At 51.4% G+C, this 23,081-nt stretch carries 21 protein-coding genes; 12 read left to right on the top strand and 9 right to left on the bottom strand.

Features of this window, described 5'->3' with window-relative positions; all coding sequences use genetic code 11:
- Positions 1 to 18 precede the first annotated feature (18 nt).
- Genes mutL through JL719_RS07785 form a run of 4 tightly spaced genes read left to right on the top strand, consistent with a single transcriptional unit; the run spans position 19 to position 4,566 of the window.
- Positions 19 to 1,899 carry a DNA mismatch repair endonuclease MutL gene (gene mutL, locus JL719_RS07770; protein WP_033157313.1) on the top strand — a complete coding sequence of 627 codons (1,881 nt, stop codon included), beginning with the start codon at positions 19 to 21 and terminating at the stop codon, positions 1,897 to 1,899.
- A complete protein-coding gene (gene miaA / locus JL719_RS07775; protein ID WP_033157314.1) occupies positions 1,900 to 2,838 on the top strand; it encodes a tRNA (adenosine(37)-N6)-dimethylallyltransferase MiaA in 939 nt (312 codons plus the stop codon).
- On the top strand, positions 2,831 to 3,430 hold the full coding sequence (locus JL719_RS07780; protein WP_033157315.1) for a 5-formyltetrahydrofolate cyclo-ligase: 600 nt from the start codon (positions 2,831 to 2,833) through the stop codon (positions 3,428 to 3,430). Before miaA ends, JL719_RS07780 begins: the two co-directional genes overlap by 8 nt.
- On the top strand, positions 3,427 to 4,566 hold the full coding sequence (locus JL719_RS07785; protein ID WP_033157316.1) for a type III PLP-dependent enzyme domain-containing protein: 1,140 nt from the start codon (positions 3,427 to 3,429) through the stop codon (positions 4,564 to 4,566). Before JL719_RS07780 ends, JL719_RS07785 begins: the two co-directional genes overlap by 4 nt.
- Before the next feature lie 22 nt (positions 4,567 to 4,588).
- Here the strand turns inward: JL719_RS07785 and JL719_RS07790 are convergent, their stop codons facing one another.
- The 5 genes from JL719_RS07790 to JL719_RS07810 are packed head-to-tail and all read right to left on the bottom strand — an operon-like array spanning position 4,589 to position 7,822.
- Positions 4,589 to 4,999: a hypothetical protein gene (locus JL719_RS07790; RefSeq protein ID WP_033157317.1), complete on the bottom strand. Its 411-nt coding sequence runs from the start codon at positions 4,997 to 4,999 to the stop codon at positions 4,589 to 4,591.
- A gap of 5 nt (positions 5,000 to 5,004) precedes the next feature.
- Positions 5,005 to 5,922, bottom strand: a complete 918-nt coding sequence (locus tag JL719_RS07795; protein WP_033157318.1) for a class I SAM-dependent methyltransferase — start codon at positions 5,920 to 5,922, stop codon at positions 5,005 to 5,007.
- Between the two features lie 56 nt (positions 5,923 to 5,978).
- Positions 5,979 to 6,380, bottom strand: coding sequence for a hypothetical protein (locus JL719_RS07800; protein WP_033157319.1), 402 nt, complete (start codon positions 6,378 to 6,380; stop codon positions 5,979 to 5,981).
- A complete protein-coding gene (locus JL719_RS07805; protein WP_033157320.1) occupies positions 6,373 to 7,128 on the bottom strand; it encodes a tRNA threonylcarbamoyladenosine dehydratase in 756 nt (251 codons plus the stop codon). Before JL719_RS07805 ends, JL719_RS07800 begins: the two co-directional genes overlap by 8 nt.
- On the bottom strand, positions 7,121 to 7,822 hold the full coding sequence (locus JL719_RS07810) for a TatD family hydrolase (protein ID WP_033157321.1): 702 nt from the start codon (positions 7,820 to 7,822) through the stop codon (positions 7,121 to 7,123). The genes JL719_RS07805 and JL719_RS07810 overlap by 8 nt, the downstream gene beginning before the upstream one ends.
- Positions 7,823 to 7,915: 93 nt before the next feature.
- Between JL719_RS07810 and ettA the strand changes: the two genes are divergently transcribed.
- From ettA to JL719_RS07845, 7 genes are all read left to right on the top strand, one after another.
- The gene (ettA, locus tag JL719_RS07815; RefSeq protein ID WP_033157322.1) at positions 7,916 to 9,580 is read left to right on the top strand and encodes an energy-dependent translational throttle protein EttA; all 1,665 of its coding nucleotides are present in this window, start codon (positions 7,916 to 7,918) and stop codon (positions 9,578 to 9,580) included.
- 191 nt (positions 9,581 to 9,771) lie between these two features.
- Entirely contained in the window at positions 9,772 to 10,014 is a 243-nt protein-coding gene (hfq, locus tag JL719_RS07820; RefSeq protein WP_020482487.1) for an RNA chaperone Hfq, read from the top strand.
- An 11-nt stretch (positions 10,015 to 10,025) separates the two neighbouring features.
- Positions 10,026 to 11,291 (top strand): ribosome rescue GTPase HflX, encoded by a 1,266-nt coding sequence (hflX, locus tag JL719_RS07825; protein WP_033157323.1) that lies wholly within the window; start codon positions 10,026 to 10,028, stop codon positions 11,289 to 11,291.
- A 165-nt stretch (positions 11,292 to 11,456) separates the two neighbouring features.
- Positions 11,457 to 12,650 (top strand): FtsH protease activity modulator HflK, encoded by a 1,194-nt coding sequence (gene hflK, locus JL719_RS07830; RefSeq protein WP_033157324.1) that lies wholly within the window; start codon positions 11,457 to 11,459, stop codon positions 12,648 to 12,650.
- Between the two features lies 1 nt (position 12,651).
- Positions 12,652 to 13,506, top strand: coding sequence for a protease modulator HflC (hflC, locus tag JL719_RS07835; RefSeq protein WP_033157325.1), 855 nt, complete (start codon positions 12,652 to 12,654; stop codon positions 13,504 to 13,506).
- A 70-nt stretch (positions 13,507 to 13,576) separates the two neighbouring features.
- A complete protein-coding gene (locus JL719_RS07840) occupies positions 13,577 to 14,773 on the top strand; it encodes an ATP phosphoribosyltransferase regulatory subunit (protein ID WP_033157326.1) in 1,197 nt (398 codons plus the stop codon).
- A 42-nt stretch (positions 14,774 to 14,815) separates the two neighbouring features.
- Positions 14,816 to 16,111 (top strand): adenylosuccinate synthase, encoded by a 1,296-nt coding sequence (locus JL719_RS07845; protein WP_033157327.1) that lies wholly within the window; start codon positions 14,816 to 14,818, stop codon positions 16,109 to 16,111.
- Between the two features lie 104 nt (positions 16,112 to 16,215).
- On the opposite strand, the gene JL719_RS07850 is transcribed toward JL719_RS07845, so the two are convergent.
- Together JL719_RS07850 and JL719_RS07855 are read right to left on the bottom strand one after the other, a co-directional pair.
- On the bottom strand, positions 16,216 to 17,061 hold the full coding sequence (locus JL719_RS07850) for a sulfurtransferase (RefSeq protein WP_033157328.1): 846 nt from the start codon (positions 17,059 to 17,061) through the stop codon (positions 16,216 to 16,218).
- A gap of 2 nt (positions 17,062 to 17,063) precedes the next feature.
- Entirely contained in the window at positions 17,064 to 18,041 is a 978-nt protein-coding gene (locus JL719_RS07855; RefSeq protein WP_033157329.1) for an NAD(P)H-quinone oxidoreductase, read from the bottom strand.
- A 78-nt stretch (positions 18,042 to 18,119) separates the two neighbouring features.
- Here JL719_RS07855 and argC point away from each other — a divergent pair, with 78 nt between their 5' ends.
- Positions 18,120 to 19,148, top strand: a complete 1,029-nt coding sequence (argC, locus tag JL719_RS07860; protein ID WP_033157330.1) for an N-acetyl-gamma-glutamyl-phosphate reductase — start codon at positions 18,120 to 18,122, stop codon at positions 19,146 to 19,148.
- Between the two features lie 74 nt (positions 19,149 to 19,222).
- On the opposite strand, the gene xdp1 is transcribed toward argC, so the two are convergent.
- Positions 19,223 to 19,981 carry an exosortase-dependent surface protein XDP1 gene (gene xdp1 / locus JL719_RS07865; protein WP_084153326.1) on the bottom strand — a complete coding sequence of 253 codons (759 nt, stop codon included), beginning with the start codon at positions 19,979 to 19,981 and terminating at the stop codon, positions 19,223 to 19,225.
- A 234-nt stretch (positions 19,982 to 20,215) separates the two neighbouring features.
- A complete protein-coding gene (gene prsT, locus JL719_RS07870; RefSeq protein WP_033157332.1) occupies positions 20,216 to 23,017 on the bottom strand; it encodes an XrtA/PEP-CTERM system TPR-repeat protein PrsT in 2,802 nt (933 codons plus the stop codon).
- Positions 23,018 to 23,081 lie beyond the last annotated feature (64 nt).

A 23,081-nucleotide genomic window follows, 5' to 3' on the forward strand; every position in this document is an offset into this window, starting at 1 on the left:
TTTGTTTGAGCGCGGCCGATGCGGATTCATGCTTTACCTACCCAATTAGTCAATCAAATCGCCGCCGGCGAGGTGGTCGAGCGGCCGGCGTCCGTGGTCAAAGAGCTGGTGGAAAATTGTTTCGACGCCGGCGCCACCCAAATTCAGATTGATGTGGAGCAGGGCGGCACCCGGCAAATTCGGATCCGCGACAACGGTTGCGGCATCGTCAAAGACGATTTGGCGTTGGCTTTATCCCGGCATGCCACCAGTAAGATTGCCTCCTTGGATGACTTGGAACATGTGATTAGCATGGGCTTTCGCGGTGAGGCCTTGCCCAGCATCAGCTCGGTGGCGCGTTTGACTTTGATTTCCCGTACTGCGGATGCCGATTGTGCCTGGCAAGTCAGTGCCGATGGCACCGAGCAAAACTTCGATCCGCAACCCGATCCACATCCGCCCGGTACCACGGTGGATGTCCGCGACCTGTTTTACAACACCCCGGCCCGGCGTAAGTTTTTAAAAGCCGAGAAGACCGAGTTTTCCCATATAGAGAGCCTGATTCAAAAATTGGCTTTGGCGCGTTTTGATGTCGGTTTTCTGTTGAATCACAATCAGCGCGAAGTGCTGAATCTCAAACCGGCTGACACCCAAGCCGCCCAGGAAAAACGCATCGCGGCAATTTGCGGCTCGGCTTTTGTCGAGAATTGCGTGACGATAGATTTTGCGGCGTCGGGCTTGCATTTACATGGTTGGGTCGGCTTGCCGACCTTTTCCCGCAGCCAGCAGGACATGCAGTTTTTCTACGTCAACGGTCGCTTAATCAAAGACCGCTTGGTCGCCCACGCCGTCAAGCAGGCCTATCAGGACGTGCTGTATCACGGTCGGCATCCGGTGTTTGTGTTGTACTTGGAACTCGACCCAGCGCTGGTTGACGTCAATGCGCATCCGACTAAATTGGAGGTGCGGTTTAGGGAAGGACGGATGGTGCACGATTTTCTGTTTCAGGCTTTGCACCGCAGCTTGGCGGATCAACGACCCGGCGCTACCGCGGTGGCGCAGCACATTGAAACTGTAGGCGAAGTTTCGCCTGCGCAAGCGCCGATGACGCAGTTGCGGACGCCTTTGAATCAGCAAACCTCTTTACCGCTGACGATGCCGGAGTCGGATGTGGACAGCATGCCGCAACGAGTTACGCCTGAAGCATTCGGCGCTTATCGCTACCCGTCCGAACGAGCCAATATGTCGGATGTGGCCGAGCAAATCACAGCCTATGCCAAACTGTATCCGCAGACCGAGCGAGCCAACTCAACCCTGCCAGTCGGCGACTCGCCGATACCGCCACTGGGTTTTGCCTTGGCGCACATCCACAATATTTACATCCTGGCGGAAACGGCCAATGGCATTATTTTGGTGGATGCCCACGCTGCCCATGAGCGGGTGACGTATGAACGGCTGAAACAGCATTACCACAATCGGGCTATCGTCTCTCAGCCCTTACTGTTGCCGATCAAATTGCAAGTCACCGCCGCCGAGGCCGATCTGGCGGAGCAAGAGCACGAATTTTTTATGAATCTGGGGTTCGAAATCAACCGTTCAGGCCCGGAAACGGTGGTGCTCAGAGCCACGCCGGCCCTGCTGGCAAAAGCTGATGTCGATCAGTTGGTGCGCGACATCCTGGCCGATCTAGCCACTCACGGCGTCAGCCATAAAGCACTGGAAAGTATTAACGCGATTCTGGCGACCATGGCTTGTCACAGCTCGGTGCGGGCCAAGCGCAAACTCAGCATCGAAGAAATGAATGCCTTGCTGCGCGACATGGAGCAAACCGAGCGCATCGGCCAATGCAACCACGGCAGACCGACCTGGGTGGCGCTGAGCCATCAGGACTTGGACCGGTTTTTCATGCGTGGGCAATAAATGAGCGAGTTGCAAAAACCGTCGGCCATTCTGTTGATGGGGCCGACCGCATCCGGCAAGACTGCGCTGGGCGTGGCGCTGGCGCAAGCCTTGGACACGGAAATCATTAGCGTCGATTCCGCCTTGGTTTACCGTGGCATGGACATTGGTACTGCCAAGCCCGACATCGTCGAGCGCGGCGGCGTGCCGCATCATTTAATCGACATTCTCGATCCCCATGAGAGTTTTTCCACCGGCCAATTCCGTGACCGCGCTTTGGCGTTGATGGCGGATATGACTGAACGTGGCAAGTTGCCGATTTTGGTGGGAGGGACGATGCTGTACTTCAGCGCCTTGACCCAAGGTTTGGCGCAATTGCCGGCAGCCGATCCGGAAATTCGCCAGCGATTGGACGACGAATTGCAAACCTTGGGGAAAGACACCTTGCATGCCCGCCTGGCGCAAGTCGATCCGCAATCGGCGGCGCGGATCCACGTCAACGACCCGCAACGTATTCAACGGGCGTTGGAGGTCTTTGAAATCAGCGGCCGGCCGTTATCCAGTTTCTTCGACACGGATCAGCAGGCCGAGCATCCGTACCGGTTTATCAAATTGATTATTGCGCCTGAGCAGCGTAGTACCTTGCATGACAAGATTGCCGAGCGCTTCGATCTGATGTTGAAACACGGTTTTCTCGACGAAGTGCAGGCTTTATGGCGACGCGGCGATCTGGACGAGAGCATGCCGTCGATACGCTGTGTTGGGTATCGGCAGGCTTGGTCCTATCTAAGCGGCGAATACGACCTGGCAACCATGCGGGAAAAAGCTATTATCGCGACCAGACAACTGGCCAAACGGCAATTTACCTGGCTACGTAAAGAACAGGATGCCCAGCATTTGATTACCGGTTCTAAAGACCTGGTCGGACAAGCCTTGACCTATTGCCGCGCCTATGAATAAAGCCGAACAACGCCAAATCGCCTACGCAGCGCGTAATGCTCAGGCAGATAAAGATGCGATCAGCGCCGACATTTGCCGGCGTGTCGTCGAGCAAGCCTGGTATCAAGAGGCTCGGACGGTGATGTGGTATTTAAATAGCCGTTCAGAGGTGCAGACTTTGCCTACCGTAGCCGCAGAACTAAATTCGGGTAAGCGCATAGTCGTACCTTATTGTACGGTCGATACCGCGGGCCATAAGCAACTGGGTTTGTGGCAGTTGGAATCACTCGACGAATTGCAAGCGGGCATGTGGAATATTCTTGAGCCGCCGCGGGCACGTTGGCTGGAGCCGGCAAAACAAGTGGTTGCTGATGAGCTGGATGTCGTCGTCGTGCCCGGCGTAGCGTTTGACAAGCAAGGCGGGCGCTTGGGCAACGGTGCCGGTTATTACGACCGGCTACTGCAAAAAGTGCGGCCCGACGCGGTGTTGGCGGCGATTTGTTATGAAGCCCAACTATTGCCGCAGGTGGCGATGGATACACATGATGTGTTCATGGACTATGTGCTTACCGAGCGCGCGATTTATTCAGGCAACAGGCATGCTCAACGATGAATTGGAGCGAGCTAAAGCAACAAATTCCCACCAGCCCCGCCTTGGTGCTGGACGAAGCGCAAATTCTCGCCAATCTTACACCGCTACAAGCGCTAAAGCAGGCAAGCGGCTGCAAGATTTTATATTCGATGAAAGCGTTGCCGTTGGCGGCATTGCTGGCGCTGATAAAAGATCAAGTCGACGGCTTTTCGGTCAGTTCCTTGTTCGAGGCGCGGTTGGCGAGAGAGGTGTTGGCAGAAGCGGGCGGTAGCATCCATTTGACCACGCCGGGCTTGCGCCCCGACGAGTTCGCAGAGTTGGGCCGGCTTTGCAGCCATATCAGTTTCAATTCCTTGCCGCAGTGTCAGCGGCTAAAGGCGTTGGCTGACGGTTATTCGCCAGGTTTGCGAGTTAATCCCAAGCTGTCTTTTGCCGATGATCAACGCTATGACCCGTGCCGGCCGCATTCGAAATTGGGGGTCGATATCGAACTGCTGCGGGATGGTTTGCCGGCTGATGTGGAAGGACTACATTTTCACACGGTGTTTGCCTGCCGGGATTTTACGCCCTTGCAACACACGCTGGAAAAGCTGCGGCCTCTTCTAAAACGCAATCGGCTTAAATGGCTGAATTTGGGCGGCGGCTATTTGTATCACACCATCACCGAACAACAGGATGTTGCCGAGTTGATTAGGAATGTGCGAGCCGAATTTGGCGTCGATGTGTATGTGGAGCCGGGTAAGGGGCTGGTCGGAAATGCCGGTTATTTACTGACCACCGTGCTGGATCGGTTTGTCAGTGACGGCAAGCAGGTGTTGATTTTGGACACCTCGGTGAATCATCATCCGGAAGTGTTCGAATATCAGATGAAACCGCGCTTGCTGGAAGAAGAGGGTGCCGGTGAACAATCGGCAATTTTGGCGGGCTCGACCTGCCTGGCCGGTGATGTGTTCGGCGAATATCGGTTTGGGCGGATTCCCGAGGTTGGCGAGCGTTTAGTGTTTGCCGACGTGGGGGCGTATTCGCTGATCAAGGCTAACCGGTTTAACGGTTATCAATTGCCGGATGTTTACAGCGTCAATCCGGCCCGCTGGGTGCTGCAAAAACGTGATAATTATGCCGATTATCGCCGGCAATGGGCGAATAGCGGCGATTAGCGTTTCGCCGCCGGTTTTACGTTTAAGGGTGGGCGTGCGGCGGCGCTTGCTCTTGGTCCAGGCCGCTCATTAGCGCTTCCATCTTCTGAATACTGGCATCGCAGCCTTCGATGCTGGCTTGTACCTTGGCTTTAAAGCGCAGGCCCATGTGTTCGCCATCGCTTTCCCGTTCCGCATATTCGTTCAACAGATGACAGGCATCGTGCATGGATTGTTCGGCATTTTCGAAGGCCTCATTATCCGGCAATTGCTCGGCTTCACTGAGCATCATCAGTCGGCTTAATAGCGCACTCTGGTGGCGGAATACCGATTCGGCGTAGTCGGCAAAGCTGTCATGCTGGCTATTGGCCGGCACGCTGGCGCAACCCATTGCACCGCATACTACCAATGTAAATAGAGTCAGAAACTTCAAACGCGGTAAAACCATCGGCATGGTGTTTAAGCCTTTTGCGCAGTAAAAATGCAATATTCGGTGAGTTTTTCGGTAAACAACTGATGTTGGGCCAGACCGACCAAATAATTGGCTGTTTGTGCCTTGGAACGCAGCCCCAGCCATTGGCTGATGGTTTGTACCGGTTTCAGGCGTTTGGCGACTTTGTACATGTGCTCGACTGATGCCCGGGTTTGGGCGGTAATGTCGTGGCAAACAATCGTTTGAAAACCTTGCTGTTCCAACAAGCCGGTAAATTCGTCGCGCGCGCACAGATTCGGTACGGCCCAGCCGTTCAAACAGGTCACGACCGCCTGCCATTGCTGTTCGTTAAATTGCCGCTGCAACACAAAGCCGTCGCAAACCACAATCCGGCCGCCAGGCTTTAATACCCGCCAGGCTTCGCGCAAAAAGTCGCCTTTTTTTAACGCATGACAAGAGCTTTCCAAAGCCCAGACGACATCAAAAGAGGCGTCGGGGAAGGGCGTGGCGCAAAAATCCGCGACTTCGAAATCGACTAATTCTGCAACGCCGTGGCGCTTGGCGTGCTGACGAGCATAGTCGGCTTGCTTGGCGCTGATGGTGATGCCGGTTACCCGATTGCCGTGTTGTTTAGCCATCCAGATCGTGCTGCCGCCGATGCCGCAACCGGCGTCCAGAACCTTATCGCTGGCTTGAATCCCGGCATTTTCATAAAGCACCTGATTTTTGTTCAGCAAGGCTTGATGTTGATCGTAAGGCTTGGCCTCTTCCCAATAGCCGTAATGCAGGGCCAGATTGTCGCGGTTACACCAAGCCACCAGATAATCGTTGTAGCAGTCATCGTAGTGTTTGGCCGCGTCGGCCTGTAGTTCGCTGCTGGATAATTCGACGTTATCGCGCAGGCTTTGGTCGCGGTAGTCTTGATCGGGTTCTAGGGTGTACATCGTAGCGGGAATTGAGGAACGGGACGACTGAGCGTAAGGCAAGGTAAACGGCCAAATTAGTTGGATTGCCGGCCATTATAATTCAGATCGGCGATTCGCTTCATGCTGGCCGACAGATTGTTGAATTGCGCGTGATTGATTTCCAGCAGCACAAATATTTGTTTTATTGCTAAGTCTTTGATTTGCTCTGGTTCCATGCCAAAGCGGATCTTGAACAAGCGCCGCTGTTTACCGGTCGGTAGTGCTGCCAGAATTTCGCTTAAACGCTGATCGATCAATTGTCTAGCCAAGGCCATTTCCGGACTCATGTTTTCGTCTTTCGCTTGAAAACTGGGTTGAGCAGGCGCGGGAGCCGGCTGATTTGCCGTGGCCGCGCGCTGCCGCATCTCCTGCAAACGCGAACTTTTGCCTGGATTGACCAGTAAGGAATCCGTTGGACGGCTGGGTAATTTATCCATGATGTTTATTGTGGTGCGAATGTACGGGATCGTGAATCAAGTTGCGGATGACTACCGAAGCGCAGACGCCGCCGAACGCCGCCGGCAAATAGGAAATCGTGCCGTAAGCGGACTTTTTATAATTGCTGCCATCGGTAAACATCAACGAATCTTTATTCACCACTTCCGGCGAAAACACCACCTTCACGCCGCGGCTGATGCCGTGTTTGCGCAAACGTGTGCGAATGAATTGCGCAAACGGGCAGTTGTAGGTTTTGGAGATGTCCACCACTTTCAAATGGGTCGGGTCCATCTTGCCACCGGCGCCCATCGAGCTGACGATTTTCATTTTGTTAGTTTTCGCGGCGCGGATTAGATGAATCTTCGGCGTCAGGCTGTCGATGGCGTCCACGATGTAATCGTAGTGCGTAGTTAACAGCTCGGCGGCTGTATCCGGGGTAATGAATTCGTGGCGGATGTGCAATTTCAAATCCGGATTGATCGCCAGCAGACGCTCACCCATGATGTCGGCTTTGGATTGGCCGTGGGTGGTCGCCAGCGCCGGCAGTTGTCGATTGCGATTGCTCGGGTCCACCACATCGCCATCGACGATGGTCATTTCGCCGACGCCGGCCCGACAGATAAATTCGGCGGCAAACGAGCCCACGCCGCCCATGCCCACCACCAATACATGGGATTGTTGCAGCTTGTCTAGTTTGGGTTTGCCGATTAATAGTTCGGTACGGGACAGCCAGCTTAAATCAGTCATGCAGAAATACTCGTTTGAAATTGCTCAGGATTTGTTGGCGCAAGGTTGCGATGTCCAAATCAAGCATTTTAGCCGCTGCGGCATATATCGCGTCAATGGATACGTTTGCGGTGTCGGTTTCCAGGAATAAGCGATCAGTTGGCGTGCATCTTAGTGCTTCGCCGGCATGGCTGCGAGGATTTAGCAAGGCGGCGCCAAAGGATAGATAAACCCCGTGTCTCAGTAATTGTTCAGCCAAGGCAGGGTTGCCGTTAAAGCCGTGAATGACCCACGGCGTCTGGATGTTTGGAGTGGATTTTTTAATCTGGATCAGCTCGTTGAAGGCGCGCACGCAATGAATGATCAACGGTTTGCCAAGTTGGTTGGCGAGCTTGATCTGGCCTATGAATGCGGGGATTTGCATAGCCAACGGCGTGGCAATAGCTTTATCCAGTCCGCATTCACCGATTGCCAATAGCTGTGGATCCTGGCTTGCCGCGCTGATTTTTATTAAAGCTGTTTCGGCGTTTTCTTTATCGAGATGCCAGGGATGTAAACCCAAGCTGTAAAAACCGTGGTGTGTTGCCGTGATGTCGAAATCTTGGGTGGCGATGCTGATCATTCCAACGGCCTGATGGCTGCCGGTTTGGTGACAATGGATGTCAATGTAGGCATCGGCCAAGCTCAGCGCCTCGTTAGCTGTTTCAATTTTCACTGAATTACCACCTGATACTCGATAAAAATTAACACCCTTAAAAAACCGTTATCGCACGGTATAATGCTATTTTATTTCTTCAGCAGAAAAACAATGGCGCAATATATTTTCTCGATGAACCGGGTCGGCAAGATCGTACCGCCCAAAAAGTACATCCTTAAAGACATTTCTTTATCGTTTTTTCCTGGCGCCAAAATCGGTGTGCTCGGTTTAAACGGCTCCGGTAAATCCACGCTGTTGCGCATCATGGCTGGCATCGACAAGGAAATCGAAGGCGAAGCGATTCCGCTGAAAGGCACCAAGATCGGCTATCTGCCGCAAGAACCGCAGCTGGATCCGAATAAAACCGTGCGCGGCAATATCGAGGAAGCGGTTGCGGAAATCAAAGATGTGCTGGCTCGATTGGACGCCGTCTATGCCGCTTACGCGGAGCCGGATGCCGATTTCGACGCGCTGGCTGCCGAACAAGCCAAGCTGGAAGACATAATTAATGCGTGTGACGGGCATAATCTGGATCGCACGCTCGAAGTGGCGGCCGATGCGTTGCGCCTGCCGGACTGGGATGCCGATGTCACCAAGTTGTCCGGCGGTGAGAAGCGCCGGGTAGCGTTGTGCCGTTTATTGCTGTCCAAACCTGATATGTTGTTGCTGGACGAGCCTACCAACCATTTGGATGCCGAATCGGTGGCCTGGCTGGAGCGCTTTCTGCACGATTATCCAGGTACCGTGGTAGCGGTAACCCATGACAGGTATTTCCTCGACAATGTTGCCGGCTGGATCTTGGAGCTGGACCGCGGAATGGGGATTCCGTGGGAAGGAAATTATTCATCCTGGTTGGAACAAAAGGAAAAACGTCTGGAGCTGGAGGAGAAACAAGAGTCTTCTCGGCAAAAAGCCATGAAAGCCGAGCTGGAGTGGGTGCGCTCAAATCCAAAAGGCCGGCACGCGAAGAGCAAGGCGCGTCTGGCGCGCTTTGAGGAGTTGTCATCGGTCGAGACGCAGAAACGTAACGAGACCCAGGAAATTTATATTCCACCCGGTCCACGGCTGGGCGATGTGGTGATCGACGTTGAGAACATCAGCAAGGGTTTTGGCGACAGGTTGTTGATCAACAATCTCAGTTTCAAATTGCCGCCGGGCGGTATCGTCGGCATCATCGGCCCGAACGGTGCCGGTAAAACCACGCTGTTCCGGATGATGGCGGGATTTGAAAAACCGGATACCGGCGAAATCAAATTTGGTCAAACCGTGCAGATGGCTTACGTCGATCAGTTGCGCGACGACATGGACAACAACAAGACGGTTTGGGAAGAAATTTCCGACGGTCTGGACATGATTACCGTCGGCAAATACGAAACGCCGTCGCGGGCGTATATCGGCCGGTTCAACTTCAAGGGTGGCGATCAGCAAAAACGCATAGGCGAATTGTCCGGCGGCGAGCGTAATCGCGTGCATTTGGCCAAGCTGCTGAAAAGCGGCGGCAACGTGTTGCTACTCGACGAGCCGACCAACGATTTGGATGTGGAAACCTTGCGGGCACTGGAAGAGGCTCTGCTGGCTTTCCCTGGTTGCGCGGTGGTGATCTCGCATGATCGTTGGTTCTTGGATCGGATCGCCACACATATGTTGGCGTTCGAAGGCGATAGCGAAGTTGTGTGGTTTGAGGGTAATTATGCGGACTACGAAGCTGACCGTCATAGACGCCTGGGCACAGACGCCGACAATCCGCGTCGTATCAAATATAAAAAAATCGGCTAAGCTGAACTTAAGCAGCCGTTGTTATTTTCGCAACGGCTTTGCTAATAAAGATTCGATTGAACTTGAAATAGCGGCGAGCAGTCCCAAAGTCACTAACAGTTTTTTATTGATCCGCAGCCCGCGTGTTGAAATTGGTGGGTCTAGCGGGTAATGTATTAATAGCGCACCGAACAATAATAAGGAGAAATAGGATGTCGAAAGCACAAAACTTGCAGGACAACTTTTTGAATGCCCTCAGAAAAGAACACACCCCCGTGTCGATTTTTTTGGTTAACGGTATCAAACTGCAAGGCCGCGTCGATTCTTTCGACCAATACGTGGTGATGCTGAAAAACACTGTGAATCAGATGGTTTACAAGCATGCCATATCCACTATCGTTCCCGGCAAAAATGTCACGATGCACCGTGATCCCGACGTTAGCGACGAAAGCTAAGAGGTTATTTTTTGTTTGAACGTCCCGATGCGGGTGAACGAGCTATTCTCGTTCACCTCAATTTGCAAGTTGGTCAAGAAGACCTCGACGAGCTGAAAGAACTAACCAAATCCGCAGGCGCCCAACCCACTCATGTAGTCACCGGTAGCCGGTATCGGCCTGATCCGAAATATTTTGTCGGCACGGGCAAGGTTGAAGAAATCAGGTCGGCGATCATCGAGCACGAAGCCAATATCGTTATCGTCAATCATCCACTCACACCCAGCCAAGAGCGTAATTTGGAGAAAGCCCTGGAAGTCAGGGTGGTGGATCGCAACGGCCTGATCCTGGATATTTTTGCGCAGCGGGCGCAAACCTTCGAAGGTAAATTACAGGTCGAACTGGCGCAACTTAAACATTTGTCGACTCGATTGATTCGCGGCTGGACGCACTTGGAACGGCAAAAGGGCGGTATCGGTTTGCGTGGTCCTGGCGAAACCCAGTTGGAAACCGATAGGCGATTATTGGCGGTGCGTATCAAGCAGATTCAGCAGCGCCTGGGTAAGGTTGAAAAGCAGCGTCATCAAGGCCGAAGTAAGCGTAAAAAGGCCGAAACTCCTACCGTATCTTTAGTTGGCTATACCAACGCCGGTAAGTCCACCTTGTTTAACACCTTAACCGGTGCCGACATTTATGCGGCCGATCAATTGTTTGCCACATTGGATCCTACCTTACGGCAATTGTCGCTCAGTAATGGCGGCGAAATCATTTTGGCGGATACCGTCGGCTTTATCCGACACTTGCCGCATGAATTGGTGGCAGCATTTCGTTCCACTTTGCAGGAGGCCAGCGAGGCGGATTTGTTGTTGCATGTGATCGATGCGGCCGCCGAAGATCGTGAAGACACGATCTATCAGGTAAACCAAGTCTTGAGCGACATCGACGCCGCTAAAATCCCCCAGTTGAAGGTATTCAACAAAATCGATTTGCTGGAGGATGTGGCGCCGCATATCGATTACGATGCTGACGGTAAGCCTGTCAGCGTCTGGATTTCCGCGCAAAACGGGGTAGGCTGTGATTTGTTGCAGCAGGCTCTGTCCGAATTATTCGCGAGCAGTAAGGTGATTCGAAAGTGCTTTTTGCCAGCCAGCCAAGCCGGATTAAAAGCAAAGTTATTCACTTTTGTGAAAATAATCGACGAGGTCAATAACGATAGCGGCGATTGCGAATTGACGATAGAAATCGACAAAAAGCATTTGGGCTTGTTGAAGGGTATTGACGTTCATGAGCAGGCTTAGCCGGGGGATTGACGTAAGAATCCCCCAGTTATTTGCTCGGAAATGGTTAAGTTACGATAGAATGGCGACTTTTCGGATAGACCAGCCAGTGCTTCGAATCATCGAACAGGCGGTCATTACGAAATAGCTTTAGAGTTTTCAAATCCAATCTTTGGAGTGTTTGGTATGTCTTGGAATGAACCCGGCGGTGGTAAAAAAGACCCCTGGAGTGGTCGTAATGATAAGAATGATCCACCCGATTTGGACGAGGTAATTCGTTCGCTACAGGACAAGCTGGGCGGTATTTTTGGTGGCGGTTCTAAAGGTGGTATCGGCAACGGCCCGTCGATGAAAGGTGTCGGTTTGCTGGCTGCCGGTGCAATCGTTCTATGGGGTTTGAGCGGGTTCTATACCGTCGACGAAGGTACGCGCGGTGTGGTGACTCGCTTTGGTGCCTACGTCAACACGACACAGCCGGGTCTGAACTGGCATATCCCGTCGCCTATAGAGCAAGTGGCCGTTATCAATGTCGAGCAACAACGCTTTATTGAAGTGGGTTACCGTTCCGGTGGCGGGCAGGGTATGGGTTCAGTGCCTAAGGAAGCGATGATGCTGACTAAAGACGAAAATATCGTCGACGTCCGTTTGGCTGTTCAATACCAAGTGAAAGATGCCAAGGACTATGCGTTCAACGTACTCGACCCTGCCTCAACGCTGAAACAAGTCACCGAAAGCGTGCAGCGTGGCGTGATCGGTCGCAGTGATATGGACTTTGTGCTGACCGAAGGCCGTAGCGATATTGTTTTGGCGGTTAAGTCAGAAATTCAAGCGGTCATGGATGCCTACAAAACCGGTATTTTGATCACCAGCGTCAACTTGCAGGACGCGCAGCCACCTGAACAAGTACAAGGTTCCTTTGAAGATGCCATCAAGGCGCGGGAAGACAAGCAGCGCTTGATCAACGAAGCTGAAGCCTATTCTAACGACGTAGTGCCCAAAGCCCGTGGTGCCGCTTCACGTATCGTGCAGGAATCTGAAGCCTACAAAGAAAAAGTGATTGCCCGAGCTAACGGTGATGTCAGCCGCTTCTCGCAATTGCTGGCCGAATACAAAAAAGCACCGGCGGTAACCAAGCAGCGGATGTATATCGAAGCAATGGAATTGGTCCTGGGCCGTTCCAACAACGTGCTGGTGGATGTGAAAGGTGGTAATAACATTATGTATCTGCCGTTGGAAAAGTTGGCGAATAAGGCTGCTGAAGATGCCGCCCCGGCCCCAGTAGTCAGCCACGAGCCGGTTTCTTTAAGCCCCCAACCTGTGAAAGAAATTAAAACCGATGTGCGCACGTCAAGCCGTGAACGCGATGTGAGAGGACGCTAAGATGGGAAATAAGATTTTAGTCGCCGTTGGCGCAGTAGTCATCTTGCTCTCGATGTCGGTATTTACCGTGGCAGAAACCGAGCGGGTAATTAAGTTTCAATTAGGCGAGATTGTCGGTGCCGATTTCCAACCGGGCATGCACTTTAAACTACCGTTTATCAATAATGTTAAAAAGTTCGAAGCGCGCATTCTGACCATGGATTCCACGCCGGAGCGCTTTTTAACGGCGGAAAAGAAAAATGTTATCGTTGATTCGTTTGTCAAATGGCGGATAGGTGATGTTAAGACCTTTTACACTACCGTTGCCGGTGATGTAAATCAGGCTAATATTCGTCTCGATCAAATCATCAAAGATTCCGCGCGCAGCGAATTCAGTAAACGCGAGATCAAACAACTGGTATCCACGGATCGCAGTGCCATTCGCGATGCTTTGATTACCAATGTCTCGCCGCATGCAGCAAAATTAGGCATCACGATCGTTGACGTTCAAGTAAAACGCATCGATTTGCCTGCGGAAGTCAGTACCTCGGTTTATCAAAGGATGGAAGCCGAACGGGCGCGGGTGGCTCGGGAGTTCCGTTCACAAGGTTCGGAAGCCGCCGAGCGGATTCGCGCCGATGCTGATAAGCAGCGGGAGATCATTTTGGCCAACGCTTACCGCGATTCTGAAGTGATGCGAGGTGAAGGTGACGCTAAAGCTGCGGATATTTTCGCTAAAGCATACAGTGAAGACAGCGATTTCTTTGCGTTTTATCGCAGCCTGATAGCGTACAAAGAAAGCCTGGGCAAATCCGGCAACATCATGGTGCTGGAGCCGAATTCCGACTTCTTCAAATATTTCAAGAATCAGAAATAACCTCCATTTGAATGACTAGTAGTCAAACGCCCCGCTATGCGGGGCGTTTGCTGTGTTTGAGACAGACAAAATGCAAAAAAAAGACACCTGGCTATTGCCGGAAGGAATTAGCGAAGTATTGCCGGAACAGGCCGCGCATCTCGAGAAGTTGCGTAGAAAGCTTTTGGATACTTTTGCCTGCTGGGGTTACCAGTTGGTCATTCCGCCGTTTGTGGACTTTCTCCACTCCTTGCTGATCGGTTCAGGACATGACCTGGATTTACAGACGTTTAAGCTGACCGATCAATTGAGTGGCGAAATGTTGGGGGTGCGCGCGGATATGACGCCGCAAGTGGCGAGAATCGATGCTCATCACTTCCAGCACGACGGTCCAACTCGCTTATGCTATGCCGGTACCGTGCTGCACACTTTGGGCGATCCTCTGGAAAAAAGCCGTAGCCCGATGCAAATTGGTGCTGAACTTTACGGGCATGCCGGCCTGGAAAGCGATTACGAAGTCATCCAGTTGATGCTGGAAATGTTGGCGATTAGCGGTTTGCAAAACGTACACCTGGATTTAGGACATGTAGCTATCTATCGAGCTTTGGCTGAACATGCCGGTCTTGATCCGCAACAGGAAGCTGAATTGTTCGATGTTCTGCAACGTAAGGCCAGAACCGAACTGGCGGAATTGCTTGCCGAGTTTAGTATAGATACTCGCTATAAAGACGTCTTCAATGCTTTGCCTAAACTGAATGGCGGCCGGGATGTAATTGATAAAGCTAAAGCCTTATTGACCGGTTTTGCCGGTGCCGATGAGATTGCCGGCGCCTTGGCGGATTTGCAGGGTATAGCCGATAAATTACGCCGAGATTTTCCGGCGTTGACGGTGAGTTTCGATTTGGCCGAGTTACGGGGTTATCACTATCATACCGGCATGGTATTCGCCGCTTTTGTGCCTGCTTTGGGCAAGGAAATTGCCCGCGGCGGCCGCTACGATAATATCGGTGAAGTATTCGGCCGAGCGCGAGCCGCTACCGGTTTTAGTGCAGATTTAAAAGTATTGGCGGGCATGTATAAAGTCGATGACGAAGCAGCGCAGTTAGTGTTTGCCCCTTTTGCGGAAGATGCTGATTTGCGGGAAGCTATTAGAGATTTACGTGCGCAAGGCGTGGCAGTGATTCAACATCTGCCGGAACAACAGGGCGGCGCTGAACAGCAGGGCTGCAATGCTATTTTAGAAAAACACAATCAACGCTGGGTTGTTAAATCAATAAGCTGTCGTTAGATCAATAAGCTGTCGTTAAACCACTAGTTTAAGGTTAGAAATATGGGAAAGAATGTTGTTGTTATCGGCACGCAATGGGGCGATGAAGGTAAAGGTAAGCTGGTCGATCTTTTAACCGAACAAGCTGCTGCGGTGGTGCGCTTTCAAGGCGGCCACAATGCCGGTCACACCTTGGTGATTAACGGCGAAAAAACCGTATTGCATCTGATTCCGTCCGGTGTATTGCGGGAAGGCGTGCAATGCATGATAGGCAATGGCGTCGTGCTGTGCCCGGAAGCGTTATTGAAGGAAATCGAGATTTTGGAAAAATCCGGCGTACCGGTCCGGCATAGGTTGCAGATCAGCGAAGCCTGCGCCTTGATTTTACCGATACATGTTGCTATCGATCAGGCTCGTGAGAAGGCTAGAGGCAGCAAGGCCATCGGCACGACTGGCCGCGGTATCGGTCCGGCTTACGAAGACAAGGTGGCTAGACGCGGCTTGCGAGCGGGCGATTTGCGTAATAGCGAGGAATTTGCATCGCGCTTAAAAGAGCTGATCGACTACCACAACTTCATGCTGATTAATTATTATCATGCCGAACCGGTCAATTACGACGAGGTATTAGCCAATACCTTGCGTTTGGGCGAGATCATCAAGCCAATGTTGACCGATGTAGGCGAGGCTATCTACAGCTATCAAAACCAAGGCGAAAACGTGCTGTTCGAAGGCGCGCAAGGCGCACTTCTTGATATAGACCACGGTACTTATCCCTACGTCACTTCATCCAATACCACGGCGGGCGGTGCGGCTACCGGTACTGGAGTAGGGCCTTTGGCGCTTGATTATGTGTTGGGTATTACTAAAGCCTATTCCACTCGCGTCGGTAACGGCCCGTTCCCCACCGAATTGCTGGATCATTACGGCGAGCATCTGGGCGTTAAAGGCCATGAGTTTGGCGCTACTACGGGCCGTAAACGCCGTTGCGGGTGGTTCGACGCGGTGTCGATGCGTAAATCGGCGCAATTAAATAGCTTGAGCGGTATCTGCTTAACCAAGCTCGACGTGCTGGATGGTCTGGATAAAATTGGTATCTGCACCGCTTACAAGATTAACGGTGAAATGACTGAGACCGCCCCGCTAGGTGCTGATCAATATGCGGCGTGTGAAGCCGTTATCGAGGAAATGCCGGGTTGGACAGGTACGACTGCTGGCGTTACTGATTTTGCACAATTGCCGGAAAATGCCAAAGCCTATATTGCTAGGCTGGAACAACTGGTCGGTGTAAAAGTCACGATCTTGTCTACGGGCCCGGACAGGAACGAAACCATAGTCTTGGAAAATCCGTTCCAGGCTTAACGCTTAAGCAATAAACCTGCCTTTAAGACGCTGAATATATTCAGCGTCTTTACAGTTTTAGTCGTTCAGAAAATACAGCACAGCTGTTTATGTTTATGCTGGGGTCAATCTCTAGCGACAGCTCTATTCCGGTTAGTAATCCAGTCGCTCCATGAGCCGGCGTAAAGTTTTGAACCAGTCAGTCCTGCAATTTCCATCGCTAACAGGTTATGGCAGGCGGTCACACCCGATCCGCACATATGTACTACTTGCTCGGTTGGATAAGGAGCTACTAGTGCGCTAAATTGCTGGCGTAGCTGATCGGCGGGTAAAAATAATCCCGATTTGTCCAGATTGGTGTGCAAGGGTCTGTTTCGCGCTTTGGGTACATGACCGGCTACTGGATCTATAGGCTCTTGTCGACCATGGAAGCGTTCAGGTGTTCTGGCATCTATCAAGGTGAATTTTCGTGTCGCCAAACCGTTTGCCACTTGATCGGCATCCAGCCATTGTTTGTTGTCCAGATAGACGCGGAATTGGCTGGCGGTAATGTTTGGAAGCACGGTAGTGACCGGAAAATCTTGCTTTTGCCAGCGTGTAAATCCGCCATCCAGCACCGCGACTTGAGTATGGCCCATCGTGCGTAGCAGCCACCACATCCGCCCGGCAAATGCGCCACCGGCATCGTCGTACACCACGATTTGACTGCGGTTGTTGACGCCCCAATCGCCCAACTTTGTACCTAATACGTTAAAGTCAGGCAATGGATGGCGGCCGGTATACGATTGCACCGGTGAAGACAAATCCTGGTTTAAATCAGCATAGCGCGCACCGGGAATATGGCCTTTTCGGTAGGATTTATGACCGGCTGTCACATCGGCAAGCGAGAAACGGCAGTCGAATATTCGCCAATCCGGATTGTCCAAGTTAGCAGCTAGAATGTCTGTGGAAACCAGTGTGGTGTAGGGCATGCTTATACCTCCAAAATTATTTTACCGATATGTTGGCCGCTTTCCATTCTTTCGTGGGCTTCAGCAGCGTTGGCCAGTGGAAAAACCGAATCGATGATGGGTTTGATTTGGCCGGATTCCAGTAGCGGCCAAACTTTTGCAAAAAGTTGTTGGGTTATTTTAGCCTTGAATTCGTCGTCGCGGGGGCGCAAGGTGGTGCCGGCGATGGTCAAGCGCTTCATCAGCACGGATGCCAGATTGATTTCGCTTTTACCGCCGTGTTGGATGGCAATCTGTTGGAGTCGGCCATCGATAGTCAGACATTTCAAGTTACGCGGCAAGTAGTCCCCGCCGATTATGTCTAAAACGACATTAACGCCTTTGCCATCTGTCTGATGCATAAGGGCTTCGACAAAGTCCTGCTGCCGATAATTGATCGCAAGGTCTGCGCCCAGTTTTTCGCAATACTGGCATTTATCCTCATTACCTGCGGTGACAATCACTTGCGCGCCAAATGCTTTGCCAAGCTGAAGGGCGGTGGTGCCGATGCCGCTGGTGCCTCCATGCACCAGTAACGTTTCGCCGACTTGCAGTTTCGCGTAGTCGAAGACGTTGCTCCAGACCGTAAAAAAGGTTTCCGGTAACGCGGAGGCCTGAATAAAACTCAGGCCTTGCGGTATTGGCAGGCAGCAACAGGCGCTTGCCAGGCAATACTCCGCATAACCGCCGCCGGTCAGTAGGGCGCAAACCGGTTCGCCAATCTTGAGGTGTTTTACTTGGCTGCCGAGTTTGGTGATAGTACCCGCTACTTCCAGGCCTAGAACTGGGGATGCTCCGGGTGGCGGGGGATACAGGCCTTTGCGCTGCATCAGGTCTGGACGGTTTACCCCGGCTGCAACCACTTTTATCAATACTTGATGTGGGGCGGGTGAGGGTAGAGCTTGATCGGCGACGATTAAATCGGTCAACTCAGCGGAGCGATAAATCTCGATGGCGCGCATGGTGTTAAGCTTTGCGGAGAGAGTGGCGTATTATATGCGCCGCAATAGATTAACAGTATTTTTTCAACGAGAGCATTCATGATACGTGCAGGCATTGTCGGCGGTACCGGGTATACCGGCGTCGAATTATTAAGAATTTTGGTATTGCATCCCCAGGTCGAAGTGAGTGTGGTGACTTCGCGCGCGGATGCCGGAATGCGAGTGGATCAGTTGTATCCGAGTCTACGGGGCTGCTGTGATGTGACATTTAGCCTGCCGGAACTCGATAATTTAAAAGACTGCGATGTGGTGTTTTTCGCAACGCCAAACGGTACCGCCATGTTGATGGCAAAGGCGCTGGTGGAACTGGGTGTCAAAGTTATCGATTTGTCTGCCGATTTTCGGATTAAAGACCGGCACGAATGGGAAAAGTGGTATGGCATGCAGCACGCCAGCCCGAATCTCATCGCCGAGGCGGTTTATGGTTTGCCGGAAGTCAATCGGGAGCAGATCAAGCAGGCGCGATTGATTGCATGCCCAGGATGTTATCCGACTGCCGTGCAATTGGGGTTTTTGCCGTTATTGGAGGTCGGAGCGATTGATCAGCAGTATTTGATCGCCGACGTGAAATCCGGCGTCAGCGGTGCGGGGCGCAAGGCGGAAATCTCGTCGTTGATGAGTGAGGCAGGTGAGAGTTTTAAGGCTTATGCAGTCGCCGGGCACAGACATTTGCCGGAAATCAGGCAGGGTTTGCAAAATGTCGCCAAACAGGCAGTTGGTTTAACTTTCGTGCCGCATCTGACGCCGATGATACGCGGTATTCACGCCACGCTGTATGGGCGTTTAAATAGGAAGTTGGATTTGCAAAGTTTGTTTGAAGAGAAGTATCGCGATGAAAGATTTGTCGATGTGTTGCCAAGCGGCAGTCATGCCGACACTCGCAACGTGCGCGGCAGTAATCGCTGTCAAATTGCCGTGCATCAACCGCAAGGCGGTGATACGGTAGTGATTTTGTCTGTGATTGATAACTTGGTGAAAGGCGCGTCGGGGCAGGCGGTGCAAAATATGAATCTGATGTTCGGGCTGCCCGAGTATCTGTCTTTAGAGACGGTTGCTTTATATCCTTAATATGTGTGGTGCATAAAAAAACCGTCTTCCAGTTAGGTCTGGAAGACGGTTTTTTATTTAGAGCTTCTGTGCGCTTATGCGGCCAAGGCTTGGCTTTTGCGATTCATTCTCCAGCCCAGCATGCCGCCAGCCAGTAACAACAGGCTGGTTGGTTCCGGCACGCTGCCTGCACCGCCGCCACCGCCTGGCGTTCCTGCTGTGCCTTCAAGCTTGGTGAGCTTGAAGTAGTCGTTGCTGTTGTCGACGTTAGAGTCTCCCAAGCCGGAACCCCATCTGCTGCTGTACGCGCTAATCAGCCAAAGACTTGAAGACAGGCTGTTTGGGTTGATGTCTTCAGCCACGTCGCCAACGGTATTGTAACTACCTACGAATTCCCAGCTGTTGCTAAGAAGACCGGAAATACTTTTTCCGGAAATATCTGCTGCGCCAGTGAGCGCACCGGTAGCCGGTACTGCGCCGGTGTACCTGAGAACCGATATATCTGAGTCGTAGGCTGTGGTATCCGGCCAACCGACAGTTAGTTTGTCTAAAATCGTGCTGCCATCAAACCGAAATAGCACCGCTTCGATTCTGCCGTTGTTATCAACCGCATGGTCTGGGTAGCTATTTGTCGTCTCCGAGCCGCTTAATACACCCAGGCCGTTAGCACTACCGTACCAAGCCAGTGTGGCTGCTGAAAAAGTTGAAGTGCTTGTAGTCCCAACTGAGTATGCAGCCATACTTTGAATGCCCGTCGGTGTCACTGAACTAGTACCGTTTATAGTCCATATGGTGGCGTTAACCGACCACGGGGCCAGCAGCAGAGTTGCTATAGCCAAGAGTTTTGGGGTCATAATGTCCTCGCAATTTTTGAAATTTTACCTTCCGGTATTGTCTTCGTCGGCCTGGAAATAACCATTGTACTATTGGTCATGAACAAAGTTTTACGGTCTGTTTATATCTGAGCACTTATTGGGCCATAGTAAAAATTATTATTCTAATACAATGCGTTAATTGTTTTTTTGTGAATAAAATAAGTCGGCGATTACGCATGGTGTAAAAAATTACGACATGTTTTGAAAAATCGACTATCTGCTCAGCTTTTCAAGCAGTGCTTTTGCTTGTTCGCGGCCATTGAAAATAGCTTCGCCTTTTAGCGCTTCTTGTAATTCTTGCTTAGCCTCTTCCTGGCGTTGCAACTGATTGAGGGCAACTGCGATATGGTAGCGTATCTCAGAATCTTGCGAGAGTAGTGAGTGTGCATTTCGTAAGTAATGAAGCCCCTGTTCTATTTGCCCCGTGTTGACGAGGATCCAGCCTAAGGTATCGTTTGTCGCCGGTTGGTCAGGGGCCAATTTATGGGCCTGTTCGGCAATCGACAAGGCTTTGCTGTTGCCGTTATTGAGATATACATAAGCAAGGTTGTTCAGGAACTGCGGTTCGTTGGGGAATTGTTTCAATAGCTCGACGTAGTACTTTTCCGCCTCTTTAAACTTTCCGCTTTTCAGTAATTCGTTTGCAAAGGCTGCCATCGGTAGCTGGTCTTGAGGATGCTTTTTGACCCACTGATCCAGTAAATTGTAAGCTTTGTCCGGCTGATCGATTTTTTTCAAATTTTCATAAAGCAGCATCAATGAAGCTGTATCCGGCTCCAGCTCGAAAGCTGCTTGGTAATGGCTGTTGGCCAAACTAAGGTTTTTGTCATGATCGGCGATGTTTCCCAATAGTCGGTGGGGAAAGGCGCGTTTGGGATATTGTTTTAACAGGCTTTCTGCGCGGCTCAATGCAAATACCGGTTTCCCATGGAGCAGTTCCATTTCCACCAAGGCAATTTGCGAAGGTATATGATTTTCGTCGACCAAAACGGCTTTTTTCAAGGTCTTTATGGCTTCAAAATAATCGCCTGCATCTATTTGATAACGAGCCGCTTTGTAAAGTTGTTTGACATTAAACCGGGCTTGGTCAGCCATGCGGATAAATACACCTAAGGCTTTGTCCTTATTGTTATTAGCCAAGTAACTTCGAGCCAGGGCGTCCATAACCTGGGGGCTGTTCTTGTCGATTACTTCCGCTGCTTGTGCGGCGGCATTAGCCTCAGCAGCTTTGCCCATCTTCAGATTCAACTCAACCAAAGCCAAAAGTGTCGGTAATGATTTTTGATCAATCATCTTCGCTTTTGCCAGCCAGTCATTGGCTAGCTCATAGCGTCCGGCACTTTGCTCGACTTTGGCCAACTCGATAAGAATATCGATGTCGCTCGGATGATTCTGCTGCAAGGTTTGCAGGCGCTGTCTGGCTTGATCAAGTTTGTTCTCGCCGACGTCCAGTTTACTTAGGTTAATTTGCGCGTCGAGAAAATTGGGGTTCAGTTCAATCGCCTTCTCGAAACTTTGCCGGGCCAGCTTGTATTGCCCGGTATTGACTTGAGCGGTCCCCAGTAAATTTAGTAGTGTAAAGTTTTTCGACGCTTTTTCATGCAGGGCTTGTGCGGTTTTCAACGCTTTTTCCGGTTCGCCACGGCTCATGTAAAGTGCCACGAGAGGAATACCGGCCTTGACCGCATCCGGATTTTTTTTGAATGCCACTTCAAGGTCTTGAACTGCTGCCTGCTCCTGGCCCATTGCTAATCGGTTAAGGCCTATTTCGGCTTGTAGGCTGCCACTGTCATTCCCTAAAGCAGCGGCTTTTCCAAACATATTATTGGCCATATCGTGTTTGCCGGCCTTCATGAAAGCACTTCCCAATAAAAATGCCAGGCGCTGATCCTGGGGATTGCGGATTTGCACCGGGCGGAGCAGATCAATAGCTTGCTCGGGTTCGTTTTTTTCTAAAAGTATGGTGGCCAACAATTTATACGTGCCTGATTGTTCCGGGTATTGCTTAACGTACAGACGCAAATACTCCGCTGCCAAGTCGTATCGTTGCAGGCTGTAGTTAACCAAGCCGGAGAGCATTAAAGTCGGACCATGTGCTGATAAATATTCCGGTTTGATGCCGGTGATGATGTCGGCCGCCACTTCCAATTCTTTAGTCGCCGCTTCTTTCTGGCTATTGCGTTCGAGTAAAACCGCATGTAGATAGGCTGCTTTCGGTTCAAATGGATAAGCTCTGCGCACATATTCCAAATCTTGCCGTGCCCGATCATCTTGCTTTAAGTCCATTAACAGGCCTGCTCTGGCAAGCCGTGTGTCTACGTGATCGGGGTTGAGCTCAATTGCTTTGTCGTAAAATTTTAAAGCTTCATCCAGTTCCATGTTGGCATGCTTGATCGAGCCTTTTGTATACCAAACGCCGGCATCGCTGGCTTGGATTTGTATGGCTTTCTCGGCAGCTTGATCGGCGCCTTTAATGTCGCCACGCTTTAACAGGGCATTCGCGCGCCCGATTGTGGCGTTCACCTGATTGGGAGCAATTTGCAAGGCAATGTCGAATTCATTCAGGGCTTCGCTGATTAGATTGAGTTGCAGGTATGCGTTACCGCGGTAAACATGCAAAACTGGACGCAAACCGCTATTGAACTGCGCCGGATCGATTTCCTTCAGCAGGTCGTTGTAACGGATTTGGTAGGTATAGAGCTTGGCCAGGTTTTCCGCTATTAAAGATGGGTCCGCGCCTAATTGTTTGGCTAGGCCAAGTTGGACTTCTGCTTCCGTCAACGATTTCTGTTGCAAGTAAATTTCGCCAAGCAGCATGTGAGCCGAAACATATCTTTCATTTTGCTGTAACGCATTCTTTAACTGGATGATCGCTTCGGCATTGTTCTGATTTCTGTAGGACTGTAACGCCTCTTCGTAAAACTTGCCGGCCTGGATGTCGTCGGCAAAGCTTATCTGTACGGGGTTGAGCGCCAGAATCAGCAGTAGTTTATTTAACGGGAAATTGGATTTCATCGGATGTTTGCGCATAGCGAAATTGGGAGTTGCTCAAGTGTGCACATAGCATAGTCGTAAAGCC

This window comes from Methylomonas sp. LW13 (genome assembly GCF_016865255.1).
Lineage (GTDB): Bacteria > Pseudomonadota > Gammaproteobacteria > Methylococcales > Methylomonadaceae > Methylomonas.

What these genes read in the sequence shown, in the direction of transcription:
- mutL (WP_033157313.1), top strand. Translation starts at nt 19, where the DNA reads ATGCGGATTCATGCTTTACCTACCCAATTAGTCAATCAAATCGCCGCC.
- miaA (WP_033157314.1), top strand. Translation starts at nt 1,900, where the DNA reads ATGAGCGAGTTGCAAAAACCGTCGGCCATTCTGTTGATGGGGCCGACC.
- JL719_RS07780 (WP_033157315.1), top strand. Translation starts at nt 2,831, where the DNA reads ATGAATAAAGCCGAACAACGCCAAATCGCCTACGCAGCGCGTAATGCT.
- JL719_RS07785 (WP_033157316.1), top strand. Translation starts at nt 3,427, where the DNA reads ATGAATTGGAGCGAGCTAAAGCAACAAATTCCCACCAGCCCCGCCTTG.
- JL719_RS07790 (WP_033157317.1), bottom strand. Translation starts at nt 4,999, where the DNA reads ATGCCGATGGTTTTACCGCGTTTGAAGTTTCTGACTCTATTTACATTG.
- JL719_RS07795 (WP_033157318.1), bottom strand. Translation starts at nt 5,922, where the DNA reads ATGTACACCCTAGAACCCGATCAAGACTACCGCGACCAAAGCCTGCGC.
- JL719_RS07800 (WP_033157319.1), bottom strand. Translation starts at nt 6,380, where the DNA reads ATGGATAAATTACCCAGCCGTCCAACGGATTCCTTACTGGTCAATCCA.
- JL719_RS07805 (WP_033157320.1), bottom strand. Translation starts at nt 7,128, where the DNA reads ATGACTGATTTAAGCTGGCTGTCCCGTACCGAACTATTAATCGGCAAA.
- ettA (WP_033157322.1), top strand. Translation starts at nt 7,916, where the DNA reads ATGGCGCAATATATTTTCTCGATGAACCGGGTCGGCAAGATCGTACCG.
- hfq (WP_020482487.1), top strand. Translation starts at nt 9,772, where the DNA reads ATGTCGAAAGCACAAAACTTGCAGGACAACTTTTTGAATGCCCTCAGA.
- hflK (WP_033157324.1), top strand. Translation starts at nt 11,457, where the DNA reads ATGTCTTGGAATGAACCCGGCGGTGGTAAAAAAGACCCCTGGAGTGGT.
- hflC (WP_033157325.1), top strand. Translation starts at nt 12,652, where the DNA reads ATGGGAAATAAGATTTTAGTCGCCGTTGGCGCAGTAGTCATCTTGCTC.
- JL719_RS07840 (WP_033157326.1), top strand. Translation starts at nt 13,577, where the DNA reads ATGCAAAAAAAAGACACCTGGCTATTGCCGGAAGGAATTAGCGAAGTA.
- JL719_RS07845 (WP_033157327.1), top strand. Translation starts at nt 14,816, where the DNA reads ATGGGAAAGAATGTTGTTGTTATCGGCACGCAATGGGGCGATGAAGGT.
- JL719_RS07850 (WP_033157328.1), bottom strand. Translation starts at nt 17,061, where the DNA reads ATGCCCTACACCACACTGGTTTCCACAGACATTCTAGCTGCTAACTTG.
- JL719_RS07855 (WP_033157329.1), bottom strand. Translation starts at nt 18,041, where the DNA reads ATGCGCGCCATCGAGATTTATCGCTCCGCTGAGTTGACCGATTTAATC.
- argC (WP_033157330.1), top strand. Translation starts at nt 18,120, where the DNA reads ATGATACGTGCAGGCATTGTCGGCGGTACCGGGTATACCGGCGTCGAA.
- xdp1 (WP_084153326.1), bottom strand. Translation starts at nt 19,981, where the DNA reads ATGACCCCAAAACTCTTGGCTATAGCAACTCTGCTGCTGGCCCCGTGG.
- prsT (WP_033157332.1), bottom strand. Translation starts at nt 23,017, where the DNA reads ATGAAATCCAATTTCCCGTTAAATAAACTACTGCTGATTCTGGCGCTC.